Origin of the sequence: Streptomyces sp. NPDC012466 (assembly GCF_042955215.1) — a bacterium.
Taxonomy (GTDB): Bacteria; Actinomycetota; Actinomycetes; order Streptomycetales; family Streptomycetaceae; genus Streptomyces.
The window spans coordinates 1,446,820-1,464,812 of the sequence record NZ_JBIBEQ010000001.1; the positions used below are offsets into that span (position 1 = coordinate 1,446,820).

The following is a 17,993-nucleotide window of genomic DNA, read 5'->3' on the forward strand; positions in this document are numbered from 1 at the left end:
CTCTCGCACACCGCTACCTGGGCAGGTACGGGCTCGGCTTGCCGTACCAGCTGATCCGCAGAGTGTCGCGAGCGCGGGTGGCCGCGACGAACAGCAGCGAGCGGGCCTTCAGTTCCTCGCGGGCGAGACGCCGGGGGTCCGTGTCGCGGTAGCGCTGGACCACCGAAGCGCGGGGGATGACGCCGTCACGGGCACCGACGATGGCGAGCCTCTGGTATTCGAGGCCCTTGAAGCGGTGCATGGTGCCGACGTGGATGTCGCCGTCTCCCTTGACACCCTCCTTGGTGAGCTCGGCGACGGTCAGCTCCGCCTCGGTCGCCAGGTAGTACATGACCTGGGTGACGGCTTCGCGGTCGGCGACGCACACGGCGATGTTCCCGCGGGGGTCGCGGACCTTGCCGTCGGCTCCGCCGGTGGCGAGTTCCTGGCGCCAGGCCCGGAGCGTGGTGGCGAGCTGGGCGAGTTCGTCGTCCCAGCTCTCACAGCGGACGAACTCAGGAGCCGGACCTCGCAGAACCGAGCGGTAGCCGTCGAGATTGTCGGTGCCGTCGTCGAGGTCGTCGAAGGTGATCTGGTCGCTCTTGGGGTTCACCACTTCCATGGCCCGGTTCAGGATCTCGCGGGTGGTGCGGTAGCTGAGGGTGAGGCGCGCCGCGCGACCGCGGATGTTGACGCCGACGGTCCCCAGGGTGACCTGCTGGTCGTAGATGCGCTGGTGGGTGTCGCCGGCGATGAACATGTCGTCCTCGCCCGGCGCGACCATGGCGCGGAGCATCTTCCAGTGTGCAGGCCTGAGGTCCTGCGCCTCGTCGACGACGACGTGCTTGTAGCGGTGGCCCAGGTAGTACATGCCGGAGCTGTCGTCGCGGTGGATGAGGTCCTTGCCGCCAATCTCGTCCTTGTACTCCTGCCGTTGCTCGATCTTGGCGGCGCGCTGCATCTCGAAGCGGGCGGCGCGCTCGGCGGCCTGGCCCCAGGTCTCGCGGCCCTCCTTGTCGAGACGGGTGGTGAACTGCTCCAGAATCTTCCAGATCTGCGCCCGCTCGGGACGGCTGACGGACCGCCCCCGTCCGGCTCGCCGCGCGTCGAAATACGCCTTGCGGGTGCCGAGGGACTGACCGAGGATCACCTGCTCCCATTCCTCGTACAGGAATTCCGCGTCCCACCGCTTCTCGTCGAGCTCCAGAAGGACCTGGCGGAGCGTGCTCAGCGCGACGCTGTCGTAGATGCGCTGCTTCCCGGCCCCGGCGAGGGTGTTCTCGTTGAGGACGCGGGCGGCGAGCTGGTCGATGTGCGTGATGTCGACACGGGCCAGCAGTTCGGGTTCGAGCAGGGACGCCAGGCGGGCGCGCAGGTCAGTGGTGAGGTTCTTGGTGAAGGTGGTGAGGAGGATCGGCTTGTTGTGGCCGGGGGGCAGCTGTTCGGCGAGGTGCTTGACGCGGTGGAGGGCGACGATGGTCTTGCCGGTGCCGGGGCCGCCGGACACCCTGAACGGGCCGCTGTAAGGGCGGTCGACGAGCTTAGCCTGGGCGGGGTGGAGGAAGACCTTCCAAGCTCGGAAGTCGCCCTCTTCGATGATGTCCTTGAGGGCGTCGTCAATGGTGGTGACCGTGGTGCGGGCGAGCGCCGCGTCCAGGTCGTGCCGCTCCGATTCGTCGAGTTCGACGTCGACGGGAGCGGTGATCTCCTTGCGCACGTCCGCGATGGACAGGCCTGCCGCGAGGCCGTACAGGATGTCCTTGGTGAGGAGTGGGGCACCGGAGACGAGAGCGTCAAGTTCGGTGCTCTCGGTGACCGCGAGGGCGAGGTCGATGAGCTGTTCGGCGACGCCGAGGTCGCGGAGGTCTTCGGCGGTGACATCGGCGAGGAGCGGCTCGCCCTCGGGAGCGGCGGGCGTGTCGTCCGCTGGTTCGGCGGTGGCCGGTACGGGGGCGGACGTCTCCGGCTCGTCCGCGGCTTCCGGCTGCTCGGCAGGGGTGAGCGTCATCCCGGCCCGCTGGAGGACGCTCTGGCCCACCACAGAGAGGTCGACGAACTCGATCTCTCCGGTGATGCGGTTGATCGCGACGGAGAGTTCTTCGTAGACGTGCTTGCGGTGTCGGACGGCGACGACCAGCCACTTCTCGCGGCCGGCACCATCGATGCCGATCTTGGCGAGGAGCGCGCGGTAGGACTGGTCGATCTTGGCGCGGTAAACGCGGCCGTCGCCCTTGAGCGGCTTGAGGTCGAGACCGGGGTGGTCGGGGTTCTGCCGGAAGCGGTGGCAGAAGTCGTAGAACTTGCCCTTGACCGAGCGGTCGAGCTTGTACAGCTCCTGTTCGGCCTTCTCGTACAGGCTGAGCCGTGCGGTCATCGGTGGGTGGGGCCTTCCGTGTCCGGGAGCAGGGTGAGCAGGGTGTCGAGGTGTTCGAGCCAGTCCGCTGCCGTGCGCACGGTCCAGCCGTCGCCGGTGTAGGCGTCGTCCCGCTTCTTGCGTTCCTCGCTGTCGTGGGCGTCGGAGTCGACGAACACCGCCACCTTGGTGGCACCGGACCAGGCGAAGTCGGCCTGCCAGCCGCGGTCGCCCAGTTCGTAGCCGAAGACCGGGGCCTTCTTGCCGCGTGCAGCGAGTGCCTTCGCCAGCCGGGTGAGGTCGGAGTCGGGCTCGTCCTCTTCGAGGAGTTCGAGGATGTCCTCGTCCCAGGCGGCGTCCCGGAGCAGGCCTTCGACCGCCTGCTCCAGAGAGGAGGAGGTCGCGGACCGGTCCGTCGTCGTCGGCTCTATGACGTCCGCAGGAGCCGTAGCATCGGCGGCTGCCGTCTTTGGGTGCAGCCGCGTGATGAGCGTCTCCAGCTCCCCGGGGCCGCCCGAGACCCGCAGTGCCTCCACGGCGAAGTCGGCGGCCAGGCTGCCGGCGAGCTGCACGCCGTCGCCGCCGGTGAAGGCGAGGAACTGGAGGAGGTTGGACCAGTAGAGCCAGGAGCGCCACCGGAGTTTGTGCTCGGCCGTGCCGAGCTGGTGGTCGTCCTGGTCGTCGAGTACGGCGAGGGCGCCCCAGCCGACCCCGGCGGTGCCGTCCGGTCCGCCGGACGGGTCGACGGTGTAGAGCAGCGGCAGGCCGTGTTCGTCGGTGGCCGACAGGACGAGGATCTCGCCGTTCCCGGTGACGGGTTCGACGTCGGTCGTCGGGTTCCCGCCCTTCGCGAGGGAGCCCAGGGCGCTGCGCAGGGCCGCACGGGCCTGCACGGGATCGACGTTCTGAGCCAGCGGCTCGGGCGCGCTGAGGAGCCCGCCGACCAGCGCCTGGGCCCGCCGCCCCCAGCGGGCGCGGGAAGGGTCGCGGAGGTAGCCGAGGAGCGTGTCGATGGGGTTGGCGAAGACGGCGTCGGCGAGGTCGGCGCGGTCGCCGCCGAGTTCCTCGTACCAGTCCTTGGCGGTGTCCTGGCCGGTGCGCCGGTAAGGCGGCCATACCGGGCGGTCCTTGGCGCGTTCGCCCTTCTCGAAGAGTTCGAGGTCGTCCCAGGTGATCTGGAAGACGAGGGCTCCGCCGGCTCGCAGCTCGTCCCGCTTCCGGCAGTCGGAAGCGATCCGGTTGTGCGTGCGGGTGGCGTGGAAGCGGTGACCGTCGAGGAAGACGTGCACCTTCTGGGGTGTGCCGTCGGTCCTCTCGAAGGTGAAGTCGGTCCGCGTGAACTCCTCGTCGCGCTGGGCGGTCATGCGCCAGGCCGCGGCCCCCGCGAACCGCAGGAGGCCGCTGTGCGCACCGCTCTCCTCCAGAGCGGCGTCGTCCTGGCCGGTGCTCCAGGTGCGCAGGGCGGCGAGGAAGCGGGCTTCCAGGTCGGACTCGACCTGCCGGTCCAGGCCGATCGCCGCGGTGGTCGGAATCTCCTTGGTGGCCCAGTGGCTGACCGGGTTTCCCTCGTCGTCGGTGAGCGGACGGCCGTCCTCGTCGACGGGACCGAGCAGACTGTTGATGATCTCCAGCGCGTCCTTGCGCGAGACCACGTCCTGGTGCCGCTCCTCCGCGTGGCGGTGCAGGCAGCGGTGGCAGGCGCGCCGCCCTTCTTCCTTGCAAGGGCATGCCATCAGCAGCTGTCGTGCCTCGGCGAGAGTGTCGCGGAAGGCGTCGGGCTTCTTGAGCCGGTCCAGGTAGCCGGTGCCTCCGGGCAGCCGGTCGTACAGGACGAGGAAGTGCCGCCTCTCGCCGGTGGCCCCGTCGGGCATCGTGGCGAGGGTGGTGTCCAGGTGGACGGGGTCGCCGCCGAAGTGCCGGTCGACGCCGAGCCGTAGCGCGGCCCGGAAGGAGTGGACCTTCTCGTCGACGAGGACGGTCGCGGCCGGCAGCAGGATGCGCAGTGCCTCGGTGGTGAGCTGGTGGGCGAGGAGCACCGGTTCCTGCTTCGGCGCGTCCGGCCCTCTCTTCCCCCGGCGCAGCGGGCACCAGGGCTGGTGGTGCTTGACGGCGGGGTTGCGTACGGCGGAGGTGTCGAGGGCGTCGGTGTCGTGGTCGAAGACGGGCCTGCCGTCGGCGCTCGCCGCCCCGCAGGCGGTGCAGACGTAGAAGGGCGCCAGCCGGACGTCGTGTCCGGCCAGTTCCTCGTCGGCGCGGGCGTCGAACCGCAGCGGACCCACATTGATCCGTCGGATGACCGCCTTGCGGGAGTAGTCGACGCCGAAGGTCTCGCGGGTGTGGCGCCAGGACGCCTTGGCCTGGATGTGCTCTGTCGGGAAGTCGACCGCGTCGATGACCGTGTAGAAGCGCTGCTCGCGGTCGTCCTTGTCGTCGCTGATCCGGGCGTCGTCGCGCTTATCGCGGGAGGTGACGACGGTCGGTTCGATCACGTGGTGCAGGCAGGAGCCGTCGTCGGCGATGCCGGTGCTGTGGCAGCGCGGGCACGGGCTGCGGTCCTCGGCGGCGTTCTCGGTGCGGACGTAGCCGCACTCTCGGCAGAAGCGCCAGGGCGTCCAGTCGGGCCGGGTGGAGCTGCCGATCTCGATGCCGGTGATCTGGTGCTTGTAGCCGTTGACGTAGAACGTGTTGCCCGGCGCGAGTTCGGAAAGTGCGTAGCGCTGGGGCCGCTCGTACGGGCGCATCTTGGAGTCGAAGCGTTCCCGTCCCGTCTTCGGGTCGGGGCCGTCGAACCAGTACAGCGTGGCGTTGAGCGTGGTGACGGCGTCGAGGAGGGCGTAGTTCGGCAGCAGACCCAGGTCGCAGAGGGCCTGCTGGGCGGTCACGTTGCCGCGCTTCATCAGGCGTCGGCCGACGGCCCGGTGCTCCGCTTCGAGTTCCGCCTTGCGGACGCGCTGCTCGTCGTCGTCCTCGTGCAGTTCGCGGACGGCCTCGTCGATGAAGGTGAGCCTGCGCCGCAGTTCCTCCTCCCCGCGCTTCCACTGCCGTGCCGCCTCCTCGACGGCGCCGCGCAACTCGCGCTGGGCGTAGGCGCGCAGTTCGTCGGCGGCCTGGGAGCTGACGCCGGTGGGGAAGAGGCCGAGGAAGGCCTCCACATGCTCGGCGGCACCGGCGAGGGCGGCCTCCACGAGGTCTTCGAGGTATCCGGTGGGACCGAAGAGGGCGGGCGCTTCACGGGGGATCGCGGCGAGCGTCCGCCCGTCGGCGCGCTTGAGCCGCCCCTGCGCGGCGAGGTCAAGGAGGTGGGCGAGGTACTGCCGGCGCAGGATCTCGATGGCCGACAGGTAGCTGCCCGGCGGCACGATCTGCCCGGCGATCATCTCGCGGGGCTGGTCGAGGTAGTACAGGTCCCGGCGACTGCGGTCGGGGATGGTGAGGAGGAAGGCGTTGCCGGTACGCCGTCCCGCGCGCCCGACCTGCTGGACGTAGTTGGCGGCGCGGCGGGGCAGGGCGGCGAGCACGACGGCCGACAGGTCGCCGATGTCGATGCCCATCTCCAGGGTGGGCGTGCAGGACAGCACGTTGGGGTCCTTGAACCCGCTGCCGTCCCGGAACGCTGCCTCGACCCGTTCGCGTTCCGGGCGGGTGAGCATGCCGGTGTGTTCGGCGGTGATCACCTGGTAGGTGCCGGCCTTGCGGTACAGCCTGCGGTAGTAGTCCTCGCGATGGTCGCGGTCGCGCTGGTGCCGGCCGAGCCCTTCCGGCCGGGTGCCGGCGACGAGACGACCGGTACGGCAGCGGTAGGCGGGGCACTTCTGGCCGTCCCACTGACCGAGCAGGGACGGGTGGACGGTCTGTTCCCAGAAGCAGGACGGGCAGCGCACGAACGCCTCGTTGACCTCGCTGTCCTTCAGGAGCTGGACCTCGATGGCACCCGGCTTGAGCCCGTAGATCCGCAGACTGCTGTCCTCGGGAGTTCGTGCCGCGAGCAGTCCGGCGGCGAGGAGTTCGGGCAGCAGCCGGGACCAGAACTCGGCGGCCTGCTCGCGGGGCAGGCCGAGGCTGCGCTGGGCCCACCGCTCGTACCAGGAGAGGCGTCCGGTGGCGAAGTCGAACTCGCTTCTCGACTTCGGCGCGCTCAGCAGGAAGACGGGCGCGGCGATGCCCTTGGGGAAGGCCCTCATGCCGACGGGCCGCTTGCCCCAGATGAAGTAGCGGCTGGTTCCGGCTTCCTTCAGGTAGCCGTCCAGCCAGCGGTGGCCGATGGCGCCGCGGGTCCGCAGCCGCTCCAGGAAGATCCGCAGGAACCCGAGGTAGCGGTCGTGGTCCAGGGGGTCAGGGACGGGCAGTTGGCCGCCCTTGCCGTACGGGGCGGTGTGCGCGGCCCGGACGATCTCGGCGGCGGCGGTCGGGTCCGCTATGCGTACCTGCGCGGCGGCGGTACGCGTCAGTTCGAGCGTGCGTCCGTTGCGGGACCGGAACCCGAACTCCATCAGCGCCTCGAACGCGAACCGCTCCCCGATCAACTGCCAGGTCTTGTAGTCCCCGCCCCGGCCCTGACCGGAGAGGAGCTTCTTGACGCCCTTGATGTCGTGCAGGTCGGTGGGGACGACGGCGGCGAGCGTCGTGCGGTCGGTGGTCGCGGCGACCACGTCCGCGATCAGGTCGTTCAGCGAGGTCGGGGCGTCCTCGGAGAGGTGGCTCTTGAACAGGGCGCGCAGGGAGAACGTGTACGAACGACTGGCGACGAACCCGGCGCGGTGCGCGGCGTCCTGCACCGAGTCGTTGAACATCAGGGTCTTGGTCTCCCCCTGCTTCTCGTCCAGTTCCCCGCCCGTGAACAGCTGGGTGACGGAGGCGGCGGCGAGCGCGGCGGCGCCGGTACCGAGGAAGCGGATCGTGTTGCGCGAGCCGCAGGCCGGACACCAGTCCTCCTCGGCGGCGGTGGTCGCGGTCTCCCCCAGGTAGACGAGGACGAACGCCGAGTCGGCGCCGGCCAGCCGGGGGCTCCCGGTCTCGGGGTCGTAGTCGGCCACCGGGTCGGGCAGCCGCAGCCTGCGCTTCGGACCGTCCAGGACGCGGAGTTGCCCCGCTCCGGCCACACTGAGCGCGTTGGCGTCGGCACGTTGGGCGGCGCGACCCGCCCCTTCCATGGGCGCGGCTCCGGAGCCTTCCCGGGCCTCGCCATCGGTGGCGGCGATGAGATTGCGCACCCGCATCTTGTCCTGGCTGACCGACGCCCGCCGGATCTTGTGCGTGTCGACCTCGACGTCCAGGTCGTCGGACTCCGGGGTGAAGACCGCCCACCCGGAACGCCCGCAGTCACGGCAGTACACGGCGGGCAGGAACAGGTTCGCCGACTGCCCCTCGGTCGCCGTGGTGACGGGCGCGGTGCGCGCCGCCGCCTCCTCGGATGTCTCGGGCGCGCCGGCCGTGTCCCACTGGAACTCGGCCTTGGGCCACGGCAGTACGCCCCGCACGAGACGGGACACGGACCGGGCCCACTGGTGGACCTCAACCTGTACGAAGGGGCGCGGCTCCTTCGGCGTGGACGCCGGGTCACGGGCGACCGAGAGCAGCGCGACGAAGCGGGCGAGCGCCTTCGCTGCCACCTCGGGGCGCAGGGTGATGGTCCGGCCCCATGCCTGGGCACCGCGGCGCCACATCAGGTCCAGGACCTCGGGCATGGACCGTACCTGCCCGTCCAGGGCGTGCAGGACGGCGGCGGTAAGCGGATGCCGCTTCAGCACCCGGCCGAGCGTGAACGGGTCGGTGTCCCGACTGCCGGTGACGACCTCGGCGAGAGCGGCGAACTCCTCGTCGCCGAGCGTGGGATCGGGCAGGGCAGCCAGCTCGTCGGGGGTCGGAACGGGCAACAGCGGGTCGAAGTCGCCGTCCGGGGCGAACTCACCGACCGTCAATCGTTGCTCACCGACGATGCTGTCGGGGGTGAACTCGGTGCCGAACACCTGGGTCGCCACGTCGAGCAACTGCCGCGCTCCGTCGGCGTCCGTCCCGGAGGCCAGGGTCGCGGAGGTGGCGACCGGACAGATACGACCGAGCGGGCGCCCCTTCTCCGAGGCGCCGACGGCGGAGGCGAGCCGGCGCAGGAGCATCGCCACGTCGGTGCCCTGCGCGCCGTCGTAGGTGTGGAACTCGTCGACGACGACGTACCGGATGTCGGAGCCCGCCCACATCGCGGCGTCGTCGGCACGCTGGAGCAGCAGGTCCAGCATCTTGTAGTTGGTGATCAGGATGTCCGGCGGCGTGACCTGCATGTCGTACCGGTCGGTGTACACGCGGCCGTACCGGGTGGCCGCGCGCTCACCGATGTAGAGACCGGCCCGGACCTTGCTGAGTTCCGAGTGGTCGGTGAGCAGCCCGTTGATGCGCTGCGCCTGGTCGGTGGCGAGGGCGTTCATCGGGTACAGGAACACGGCTTTGACACCGCCGCGCCCGGCGGCCCGCTCGCGGGCGCAGTGGTCGAGTACCGGGTAGAGGAAGGACTCCGTCTTACCGGATCCGGTACCGGTGGTGACGAGGGTCGGCCGGGGCGTCCGGCCGCCTGCGGAGGAGAGCCGCTCGAAGGCCACGGCCTGGTGGGCGTACGGCGTCCAGCCGTCCGTGCGTCGCCAGTCGAGGTACTGCTCCCACGACGGGTCCGCCGGAACGAAGGGAGTGCGCAGGCGGAGGAACGGTCCCCGGAACATGCCGGAGTTGTCGTCTCCGAGGAACCCGTGCAGCGCCTTCCGCGCGCCCTCGTCGGTCAGGGCGTAGGTCGTGGAGAGGTACTGAAGCAAGCTCTCCTTCAGCCCCTCCGCTTCGAGCGTCGGCCTCACGGCTTCGGCACCTCCTGCTTGACCGGGTCCCACTTGCCGGCGGCCACGGCTTCATCCAGCCGCTTCTGGAAGTAGGCGTGGGCTTCGCGCATTTCGGTTTCGCGGTCGGCCTTGTAGAAGGGGGCGGTGTAGCCGTCGGGAACGGGGGTTTGGGGGGCGGGGTTGTTTTCCGGGTCAGCCTGGTGGGCTTTGAAGGCGGGGTCGGTCTGGTACTTCTCGAACTGCTTCCAGTGGTCCTTGTCCTGGCCGTGGCCGTATGTGTAGCGGTCACCGGCGATCTTGCGCTCGGTGGCGTCGAACCAGGTCACCTCGTCGAAGCCCCGCATGATCGGAAGCCGGGAGTTGAACATGGTCGCTAGTGCGTCAGCTGATACCCCCAACCACACAGCAACGAGGGCATCGATCTCAACAAGTGCAGAGCGGCGCGCGTACTCGGTTCGGAGCGGTGTGTCGCGGTTCCACATGGGTCCCACCTGATGAAGCTGGGTAGTCATCAGCGGCCAAGTGTGTGCCCAAGGCTCGTAGGCAGCCCAAGTGCCATCGAACAGCTCCTCCCACAGGTCGGAGTACGCATCGGTAAGGCAGTTCAATCGGAGGGTCCGAAGAAGCAGGGCGGAAGCAAGGGGGTGGTTCGGTGCCGGGGCCGGGAGGTTGCGTGCTCCAGAGACGTCGAGATGGCCTACCCCGACAGTTCGGAGCAGGTAATCGAGTGGCATGGAGGACCAGAACCCAGCCCACAGGGCCGTGTGCCGGTTGTCGAGAAGCGCTCCACTGCGCACTGCGTGAATGTGCGTGGGTCCAGGTGGGATGAGTGAGGCACAAAGCACCTGCTCACGATTAGCAGAGATCATCTCCCGCCAGGAAATTCGATAGAAGGCCGAGTACGGCCGCATCGACTGAGCCCGAAGCCGCGCATGTACCTCTTCCTCGGTCACCTCCTTCGAGTCGATTTCCTTCTCCTCAGCGATCAAATGAGCAAGGGAGACCAGCTGCTGCGGGTCCTTGAGTGCAGCCTTGAACTGACCCGCGTCAAACCATCGGTCCTGATTTTCGTCGAACTTGTCCTCGGTTGCCGTTCTGACGTACTCGGTACCAGGGACGTAGGCATCATCGATGGAACGCAGGTCTATGGGCTCCATCTCACCCGGTACTGATCCTGGGCTCTTGAGCAATGGATTCGAGACACCGATCTGAGGACCCTTGAGGACCACCGAGTCCCAGCCGCTCGGCCGAAACCGCGCGGCACCTCCGACCCCCACGTTGTGATCGATCAAGCCAGACGCCCTAGCACCGCTCTCATCGAAACCTCTGCTAATCCTGGGAGCAAAGGTGCCGAGCCGTACTGGGTACTCCGCGAGTGCGGCAATAGCCTGGGACTCAGCCGTACCCACCGGTGAGAGCAACCGCGTCGTGGTGGCACGTCCGTCCTCTCCAGTCAGGCGTTGCCACTGAGTGAGCACTTCGGAAGTCACCCGAACAAGGCGTTTGCGGTGGGGGCGCTCATCCCAGTCGTTGCCGAACTTCACCCCCGGATCAGGGGCCGAGCCATCGTCCTGATAGGACAGACGCAGTGCATCAGCTGAGAACAGCCACGACAGGTGGTCGAACCCAATATCCCCAGGCTGTCCATAGATGTGTACACCAAAGGTGAGAGCCCTGCTGACCGGAACGGGGAAGAATCTGTTCCCCGCGTTGAAAAATCCTCCATGCACACGCAGCCTCTTGTAGGCAGCCTCACGGAGGTTAGCTTCCCGGTTCCCACTAAAGTGGCTATCCCGGTGAAGTAGACCCACCGTACCGCCGGAGGCCGTGTGGTCCCACGCCTGACACATGAACGTGCGGTAGAGGTCCGGCTGGCTTCCAGCAACTAGCGGATAGGTTTGTGACGCAGACAGGTAGTCACTCATTGTCACTACCGTCGTTGCTTCCTGCACGGTGTATGAAGCGACAGCGTCCCTAGCCAGCTCTACTGCGCGCCGACGCTGCCTTTCAGCCGCAGTTTGCCTCTCGGTCAGCATGAACCAAGGTTCATGCTCCGCAAGCACAGGATCTTCCTTCCACTCCGGCCGCACCCAAGGCGGATTCCCCACCTGAAGGTCAAACCCACCCCCCTCCGCGAAGGCCAGCGCAAAGTCCAACTCCCAGTGCAGGAAGCCCTGTTCCTCCGCGATTTCCCTCACGACCCCCATCCAGGGGTAGCGCGCCTCCGGGTCGGTGCGGTCCATCCACATCTCGTCCAGGAGCAGCTTCTCGTACTCCCCCAAGTCCTTGAGGTTGTCGAGGTCAGATCCGATACTGCCGTCGGGGACCGGGCCCACCCCGAGCATGGACTCCAGGAAGTCCAGCCAGTCGTTCAGGTCCTTGAGCGGGATGACCGGGCGGCGGCGCTTCGGCGCGGGACCGGTCGGCTTCTTGCGCTGCTTCGGTACGCCGGCCTTCTGCACCTCGTAGAAATAGTCGCCCTCCGCCTCCATGCTCGCGTCGTCGAGGGAGGGCTGATCACCGGCCATCTGGAAGAGCAAGCCCGCTTGAGCGAACCGGGGCGCGGGCTTGCTCGCCGCAGGAGCAGGCGCAGGTTCGTTGCTCGGCCGTACCTCCTGCGGCGCTGCCTGAGGCGTCACCGGCTCGCCGAACCCGCCGAGCAGCTCCTCCACGTCGACGGACTCCGCCGCGTACTCCCCGTCCGTACCGTCGAGCAGACCGACCTTGTCCACCGGCCAGAACCACAGCGCGCACCAGGCGTCCATCACCTGCTTCAGCCGCCAGTACGGCGTGTCCACCGCATTGAAGAGGTCCGCGTAGACCTTCTCCTTCGACAGCCGCGTCGCACCACCGTTCTCGGCCCGGCGCAGGAACGCGAACTCCTCGTCCTTCGAGTCGGCTTCCCAGACGTCGATGCTGCGGGCGATCTCCCGCTCCGACAGCTCCATCCGCTTGACGACGAGCTTCCACAAGAATTCAGCGCGGCGCGCCGCGTCCCGCAGCCGCGTGTACTGGGAGGCGGCCTCGTCCCCGGTCTTCCGGTCGACCCTCGGCGTACCGACCTGCGTGTACTTCCGCTCCGGCTTCTGAAGGATTCCCTTCTTCCACTCCTTCAGCTGCTCCACGCCGTCCCCGGCCAGCTGCCCGAGCAGCTTCTTCGCGTCACCGCCCGCCCGCGTAACCGCCGCCCAGCCCGGCGTCGGCAGCAGGAACTGGTGCACCGCACCATCCGGCAGCGGCAGTTCCTTACCGCCTGCCTCGTTGTCGCGGAACGGCAGCCGCGTCGGTGCCTGGGTGCCGTTGTCCTTCAGCCACCCGGGCTTGCCCTTCTGCGGCGAGACATCCTCCCCCGCATACACCGCCCGCCGCCCACCGATCAGCGAGTTACCCCGCCGCAGGTGCAGCCCGAACCACGGCGCCCGCATCCCCGGGTGCATGGTGTTGAGCCACAGAGAGACCTCGGCCAGCTCGACACCCGTCCGGTTCAGGTCCACGCCGTACGCGTTGTGCAGCGCGATGTACGCCTTGACCTTCTGTTTCTCCGTCAACGCCTGAGCGGTCGGAATCGAGCGGCCCAACTCGTCCTGCCGGCGGCGCAGATACTCCTCCGCGACCTGGTTGATCGCCTCGTTGAGGAACGCCCCGGAACCGAGCGCCGGCTCGCAGATGCGGTACTTCAGCAGCTCCGAAGCCCGCGTCTTGATGACGTTGCCGGCCTCGTCCTTCTCCTGGTCGAGGCGGTGCTTCAAGGCCAGTTCGACGGTGACCTTCGTCAGGGACTCGGGGGTGTAGTAGGAGGCGGAGGTCTCCCGGTCACGGCCTGCGAGGCGGTAGACGAACGTCCCCGCCGGGTACTTCTTCGGCCCGCGCAGGCCCTTCTCCTCGCGGTCCCGCTCGTCGTACTGGACCCAGGTCTTCTCGTCGTACTCCTTGAGCCGGTGCGAGGGGACGAGCCAGGAGCCCTTCTCCGGGTCGCCGCCCTTCGCGACCTCCGACAGCTCCTCCTCGGCGATGATCCCGGTGTACGACATCAGCCCCTCGTAGACCGCGCCGAGCTGGTTGATGCCCAGGTTGCGGTACGAGATGAAGCCACCGCGCTCACCCCGACGCTTGGCCTTCTTCATGGTGAGCAGGCGCAGCACTTCGTGCAGGGCGCTGTTACGCAGACGCAGATCGAGCCAGGCCGGGCCCTCAGGGCTCTCCTCGTCGCGGCGCGGGTCGCGGGTGCCGCGGCCGATGAGCTTCACCGCCGCCGGTTCGAAGAGTTCGCTCCGCAGCGGTTCGAAGCGCAGGCCGCGCCCCTCACTGCGCTGCTTGGCCTTCTTCTTCCGGGTCTCGGCGTCGTCACCGTCCTGCTCGTCCCACGGCTCGGTGCCGTACTCGCGGTGCCCGTAGTTGACCTTGTTGAAGAGGAGGTCGAGGGAGTCGTGCAGATGGGTGCCGTTGCGGGCGGTCTCGTCCGTGAGCTGGGCGTCCCGCTCGACGATCTCGCGCAGGCGGGCCACCGAGTAGCCGGCCTCATAAGTGCCGTCGTCAGCCGGGAGGATACCCAGCTCGGGGCGGGCCTCCGCGTACAGAAGGAACAGGATGCGGTAGAGGTAGCGCAGCGCCTCGCTGGTGAGCTGCCGGGCGAAGGGCTCCCCCGGCTTTTCGAGGTCGCGCGGTTCGAGACCGGTCTCCTCCAGCCGGGCCAGCACCTCGTTGGCGATGATTTCGACGGACTTCTGGAGTCCCTGACGCAGCTCGCCGGAGACTCCGACCGCGTTGTCGCGGGACGCCTTGACCAGGGCGTCGATGGCGGGGCCCTTGCCGTCCTCGGCCGGGGCGAGCGCGTCGTGGCTGAACAGACCGGCGATGGTGGCGAGTTCGCCGGTCTGCCGGCGGTCGTAGCGTTCCAGGGCGGCGTCGAGGTTGGCGGCGAGGTAGCGGCCCTCGCCCCATGCCTGCCGGTCGGCGAGGACGATCACGCCGCCGCAGAGCAGCAGGACGAAGCGCGGGGCGCTGCCGCCCTCGCCGCCCACTTCGCTCTGGAACAGCCAGGTGGCGAGCGCGTGGCCCGACTCGTAGGTCTCGCCGTTGCCCACCGTCCTCAGCGGGTGGAGCAGACGGCCGTAGCCGTCGGCGTCCAGGGCGGTGTCATTACTCGCGGACCAGCCGCAGTCGACGGCGACGATGCCGTCTCCGTGCCAGGCGACCTTCACCGTGTGGTCGCGCCCGGCGCGGTGGACGGTCAGCTCGCGCGGACCGTCCTCGGCGTCGGTTCCCGGGTAACCGAGGGCGGTGAGCACCTTGCGGTGCCAGTCGGCGACGCGCTCGCACCACTCCTCGTCCTCATAGGTGTTGAGGCGCTCCTCGAAGCCCTCCTTGTCGGGGTGCTCGTCGTCCTCCGCGTCCGCCTTGGCCTGCTCGGCGAAGAACCCCCGGTACTTCTCGTCGAGGTAGACGGAGCGCAGGCCGCGCAGGGCGACGCGCGGTGTGGTGCGCTTGTCGTTCTCGTCGGACTCTCGGTCCGCCCAGACCGCGAACACGCCCTTCTTGAGGCCGTCGGCGAGCTGCTCGGCGAAATAGTGGGCGGACAGGTACTCGCCGCGGTTGGAGAAGGAGTCGAAGTCGGTGCTCATCGGGCAGTCGTCTCTCCGGCGTCGGGCAGGTCGGTCGCGGCGGGCTCGTCAGTGTGCGGTGCGGGGGTGGCGGCGAGCGGTTCGAGGACGGCGAGGAGCCGCAGCAGCGGCGCACCTGAAGTCCGCAGGGAGCGGATCAGCGTCCGGCGCCGGTCGGCCGTGAGGTTCACGTCGTTCTTCTTCTTCTGGGAGCGGCGGGCCTCCGCGGTGAACAGCGCGGCCTGCTTCCACTCGGTGACGCGCTTCTCGAACGGTGCGAGCACCGCCTCGATCTGCTGCGAGTACGCGGCCTCACGCCCCGCCAGGAACCGGCGTGCCTCGCCGACCGCGGCCGGCACCCAGCGCTGGAGCGCGTCCTTGTTCACCGGAGTGGCACGCCCCGGCATGCTCGGGCCGACCCGGCAGGCGGCGAGGAAGGCGTTGTCCATCCGGTAGGTGCGCGGGGCGTCGGGTAGGCCGGTGACGGCCATCCACTCGACGACGGTGGGACGTCCGGCCTTGTTCGAGTAGATGCCCTGGAGGAGGTAGACCGGGCCGTCGAGAGCGGCGGGCAACTCCGGATCGATGTCCTTGGCTTTCTCACGATCCGGGTCGAAGGCGAGCACGAACGCCTCGTCGTGGCGCAGCGCCGCGAGCGCCTTGTCAGTAACCCAGTCCAGGACGGGGTGGACGTCGGAGACGTAACTGACGTTGGGCCACTGGCTGTCGGACTCCTCACGGGCCACCTTCAGGCGCTTGCCGGCGAGGCCTTTGTCGAAGGTGAGGCGGATGCGCGCCTCCCTGTTCGCCGTGGGGAGGATTTCCTGCTCGGTCAGATAGGACTTGGGCAGGGCCTTCAGACGGTGGAGGAGGTCCGGCGGCGGCTGGAAGGCGATGGTTCCGTCCCCTTCGCGCCGGAGCTTGAGGGCGATGTCGGGGCTGATGGGGTGGCAGACCTGGCGGAGGGCCTCGTCGAAGTAGTCGGAAGTGGCGGTGGTGCTGCCGACCGTGCCGAAGAGGCTGGGCACGGTGGCGCGTGGGATGTCGTCCGTCGGCTTCTTCGCTCCGACGTTGCCCATCGCCTTGGCGAGCATGGCCTTCACTCCGCCGCCCGCTGTCGACGACGACTGCTTGATCGACTCCTCGACGGTGCGGCCGGCGATGAGGTCGCGGGTGAGCCGGTCCTCTTCCTCCTTCGCCTTGTAGATCCCGGTGACCGCTTCTGCGGTGCCCTCGATGCGGTGCGCTTCCTCCTCGCGGGCGAGTAGTTTCGCGCCGACGAGGCGGTCGTCGAGCGGCAGGGGCTGGCCGGTCGCGTCGTCGGTGCGCCACTCGACGTCGCTGGTGAGCACCAGGGCCCGGAACCGGGGGTTCTTCTTCTGCCCGTAGCGGTCGATGCGGCCGTTGCGCTGCTCGATGCGGATCAGCGACCAGGGAAGGTCGTAGTGGATCAGCTCGTGGCACTGTTGGTGCAGGTTGACGCCCTCGGAGGCCACGTCGCCGGTGAACAGGAGCCGGACGGGCTTCGTGGCCAGGCCGAACTCCTCGACGATGCGCTGCTGCTCCTGCTCGCCGGTGGCGTCACCGTGCATGACCTCGACGACCCCGCCGTACGCCTTCCAGGGCTTGGACTCCTTCTCGCCCTGGTCCGGCTGCTTCACCCGCGGGAATCCGAGTCGGGCCGGGATGGTCTCGGCCAGCCACTTCAGGGTGGGGATGCGCTCGGAGAAGACCACGACACGGGTGTCCGAACCGGGCTTGACACCGATTTCCTCGAGGACCTCGACCAGGGCTTCGAGCTTGGACGAGTCGTCGTCGCCGAGGTCGTTCGCAAGCCGGGCCAGGTCGACGATCGCCTTCCGCTCGATCTGTCGCGCCGCCTCCAGCTGCGCGGGGTCCTGGCCCTTGCGGCCCTTCAGGGGCTTTTCGAGGGTCTTGGTCCGGGCGGCGACGGAGACCTGGAAGGCTCGGTGGGAGGAGAGGAACGCCTTCAGCAGGTTGTAGGCGACCATCGAGTCCACGCACACGGAGGAGGCCGCCGGGTCGCGCGGGATCCAGCGCGCGGCGAGCTCCTCCAGGACCGCCTCCTCCTTCGCGGTCGCCTTGGCGAGGACGGGGCGGGACGGGCCGCGGTCCGCCCACTCGCCCTTGAGGGAGTCGCGTACCTCGCGGTCTGTTTTGGTGCGGCGGATGTAGAGGTGCTTGAGGTCCTTCACGTCGTACGACGACGAGTCGGCGATCGCGGCCTCGTCCAGCATGCCGATCAGCTCGGCGAAGGACTCGGCGTCCCCGTTGTGGGGGGTGGCGGAGGCCAGCACGAAGGCGTCGCTGCGGCGGGCGAGGAGCCGGGCCAGATCGTTGTTCTTTGTTCCACGATTGACCAGGTTGTGCGACTCGTCGATGACGACGGCGTCCCACTCGGTGTTCTCCAGATGGTGGGCGTAGACGTCGCTCTTGAGGGTGTCCACGGAAATGATCGCCCGCTTGAAGTAGGCGAACGGGTTCCGGCCGGCCGGAATGTCCTGCTGGATGCGCTGGATGCCGGTGGAGTCGAGGCGGACGAGCGGGATGGAGAAACGGGTCCACAGCTCGCGCTGGAACTGCTCCAAGACGTGCGCCGGGGTGACCACGAGGATGCGCTCACCGCGGCCCCGGCGGATCAGCTCGGCGAGAAGAATGCCGATCTCCAGGGTCTTGCCGAGACCCACCACGTCCGCGATGAGCACACGCGGCTGAGGGTTGTCCTTCGACAGGGCCAGCTCGGCGGGGCGGAGCTGGTGCGTCTGCTGGTCCATGAGGAAGTTGCCGACCAGCGCGAGCCCGTGCTCGGTCTGCGGCAGCGCGGTCTTGCGGATGACGGCCTCCAGGTAGAGGCGCGCCTTGCGGTGGTTCGGCGATGAGTCGGGGACCAGCCGGGTCTTGTCGGGGTCGATCGGCTCGATGTGGTCCAGCTTCTCGTAGAAGACGGCGTCCATGCCGCGCACCAGGGAGGAGACGCCGGTGACCTCGACCATCCAGCCGTCGTACCTGGTGTCGGCGACCTTTTTGACCAGCCACTGCTCGTTGCGCACCACGACCTGGGATCCTGGGGCGAACCTGGGACGGCGCGAGCGCGGCCCGGCCGCGGACGGGGCGTCCGGTGCGGTCTGCTCACGGACCGTCGAGCCGTCCACCGAGTCGAAAGTCCCCTGGCCCGCCACCGTCGTGCCATCGCCCGCCCCCGCACCACTCACGAACCGCTCC

General features: G+C 68.7%; 4 protein-coding genes. All 4 read right to left on the bottom strand.

The window, feature by feature from the left end:
- Positions 1–13: 13 nt before the first annotated feature.
- Genes ACFY9E_RS06435 through ACFY9E_RS06450 form a run of 4 tightly spaced genes read right to left on the bottom strand, consistent with a single transcriptional unit; the run spans position 14 to position 17,983 of the window.
- On the bottom strand, positions 14–2,353 hold the full coding sequence (locus ACFY9E_RS06435; protein ID WP_390979860.1) for a UvrD-helicase domain-containing protein: 2,340 nt from the start codon (positions 2,351–2,353) through the stop codon (positions 14–16).
- Positions 2,350–9,168 carry a DEAD/DEAH box helicase gene (locus tag ACFY9E_RS06440; protein ID WP_390979862.1) on the bottom strand — a complete coding sequence of 2,273 codons (6,819 nt, stop codon included), beginning with the start codon at positions 9,166–9,168 and terminating at the stop codon, positions 2,350–2,352. Before ACFY9E_RS06440 ends, ACFY9E_RS06435 begins: the two co-directional genes overlap by 4 nt.
- Positions 9,165–14,771 carry a hypothetical protein gene (locus tag ACFY9E_RS06445; RefSeq protein WP_390979864.1) on the bottom strand — a complete coding sequence of 1,869 codons (5,607 nt, stop codon included), beginning with the start codon at positions 14,769–14,771 and terminating at the stop codon, positions 9,165–9,167. Before ACFY9E_RS06445 ends, ACFY9E_RS06440 begins: the two co-directional genes overlap by 4 nt.
- A complete protein-coding gene (locus tag ACFY9E_RS06450) occupies positions 14,768–17,983 on the bottom strand; it encodes an SNF2-related protein (protein WP_390979866.1) in 3,216 nt (1,071 codons plus the stop codon). Before ACFY9E_RS06450 ends, ACFY9E_RS06445 begins: the two co-directional genes overlap by 4 nt.
- Positions 17,984–17,993 lie beyond the last annotated feature (10 nt).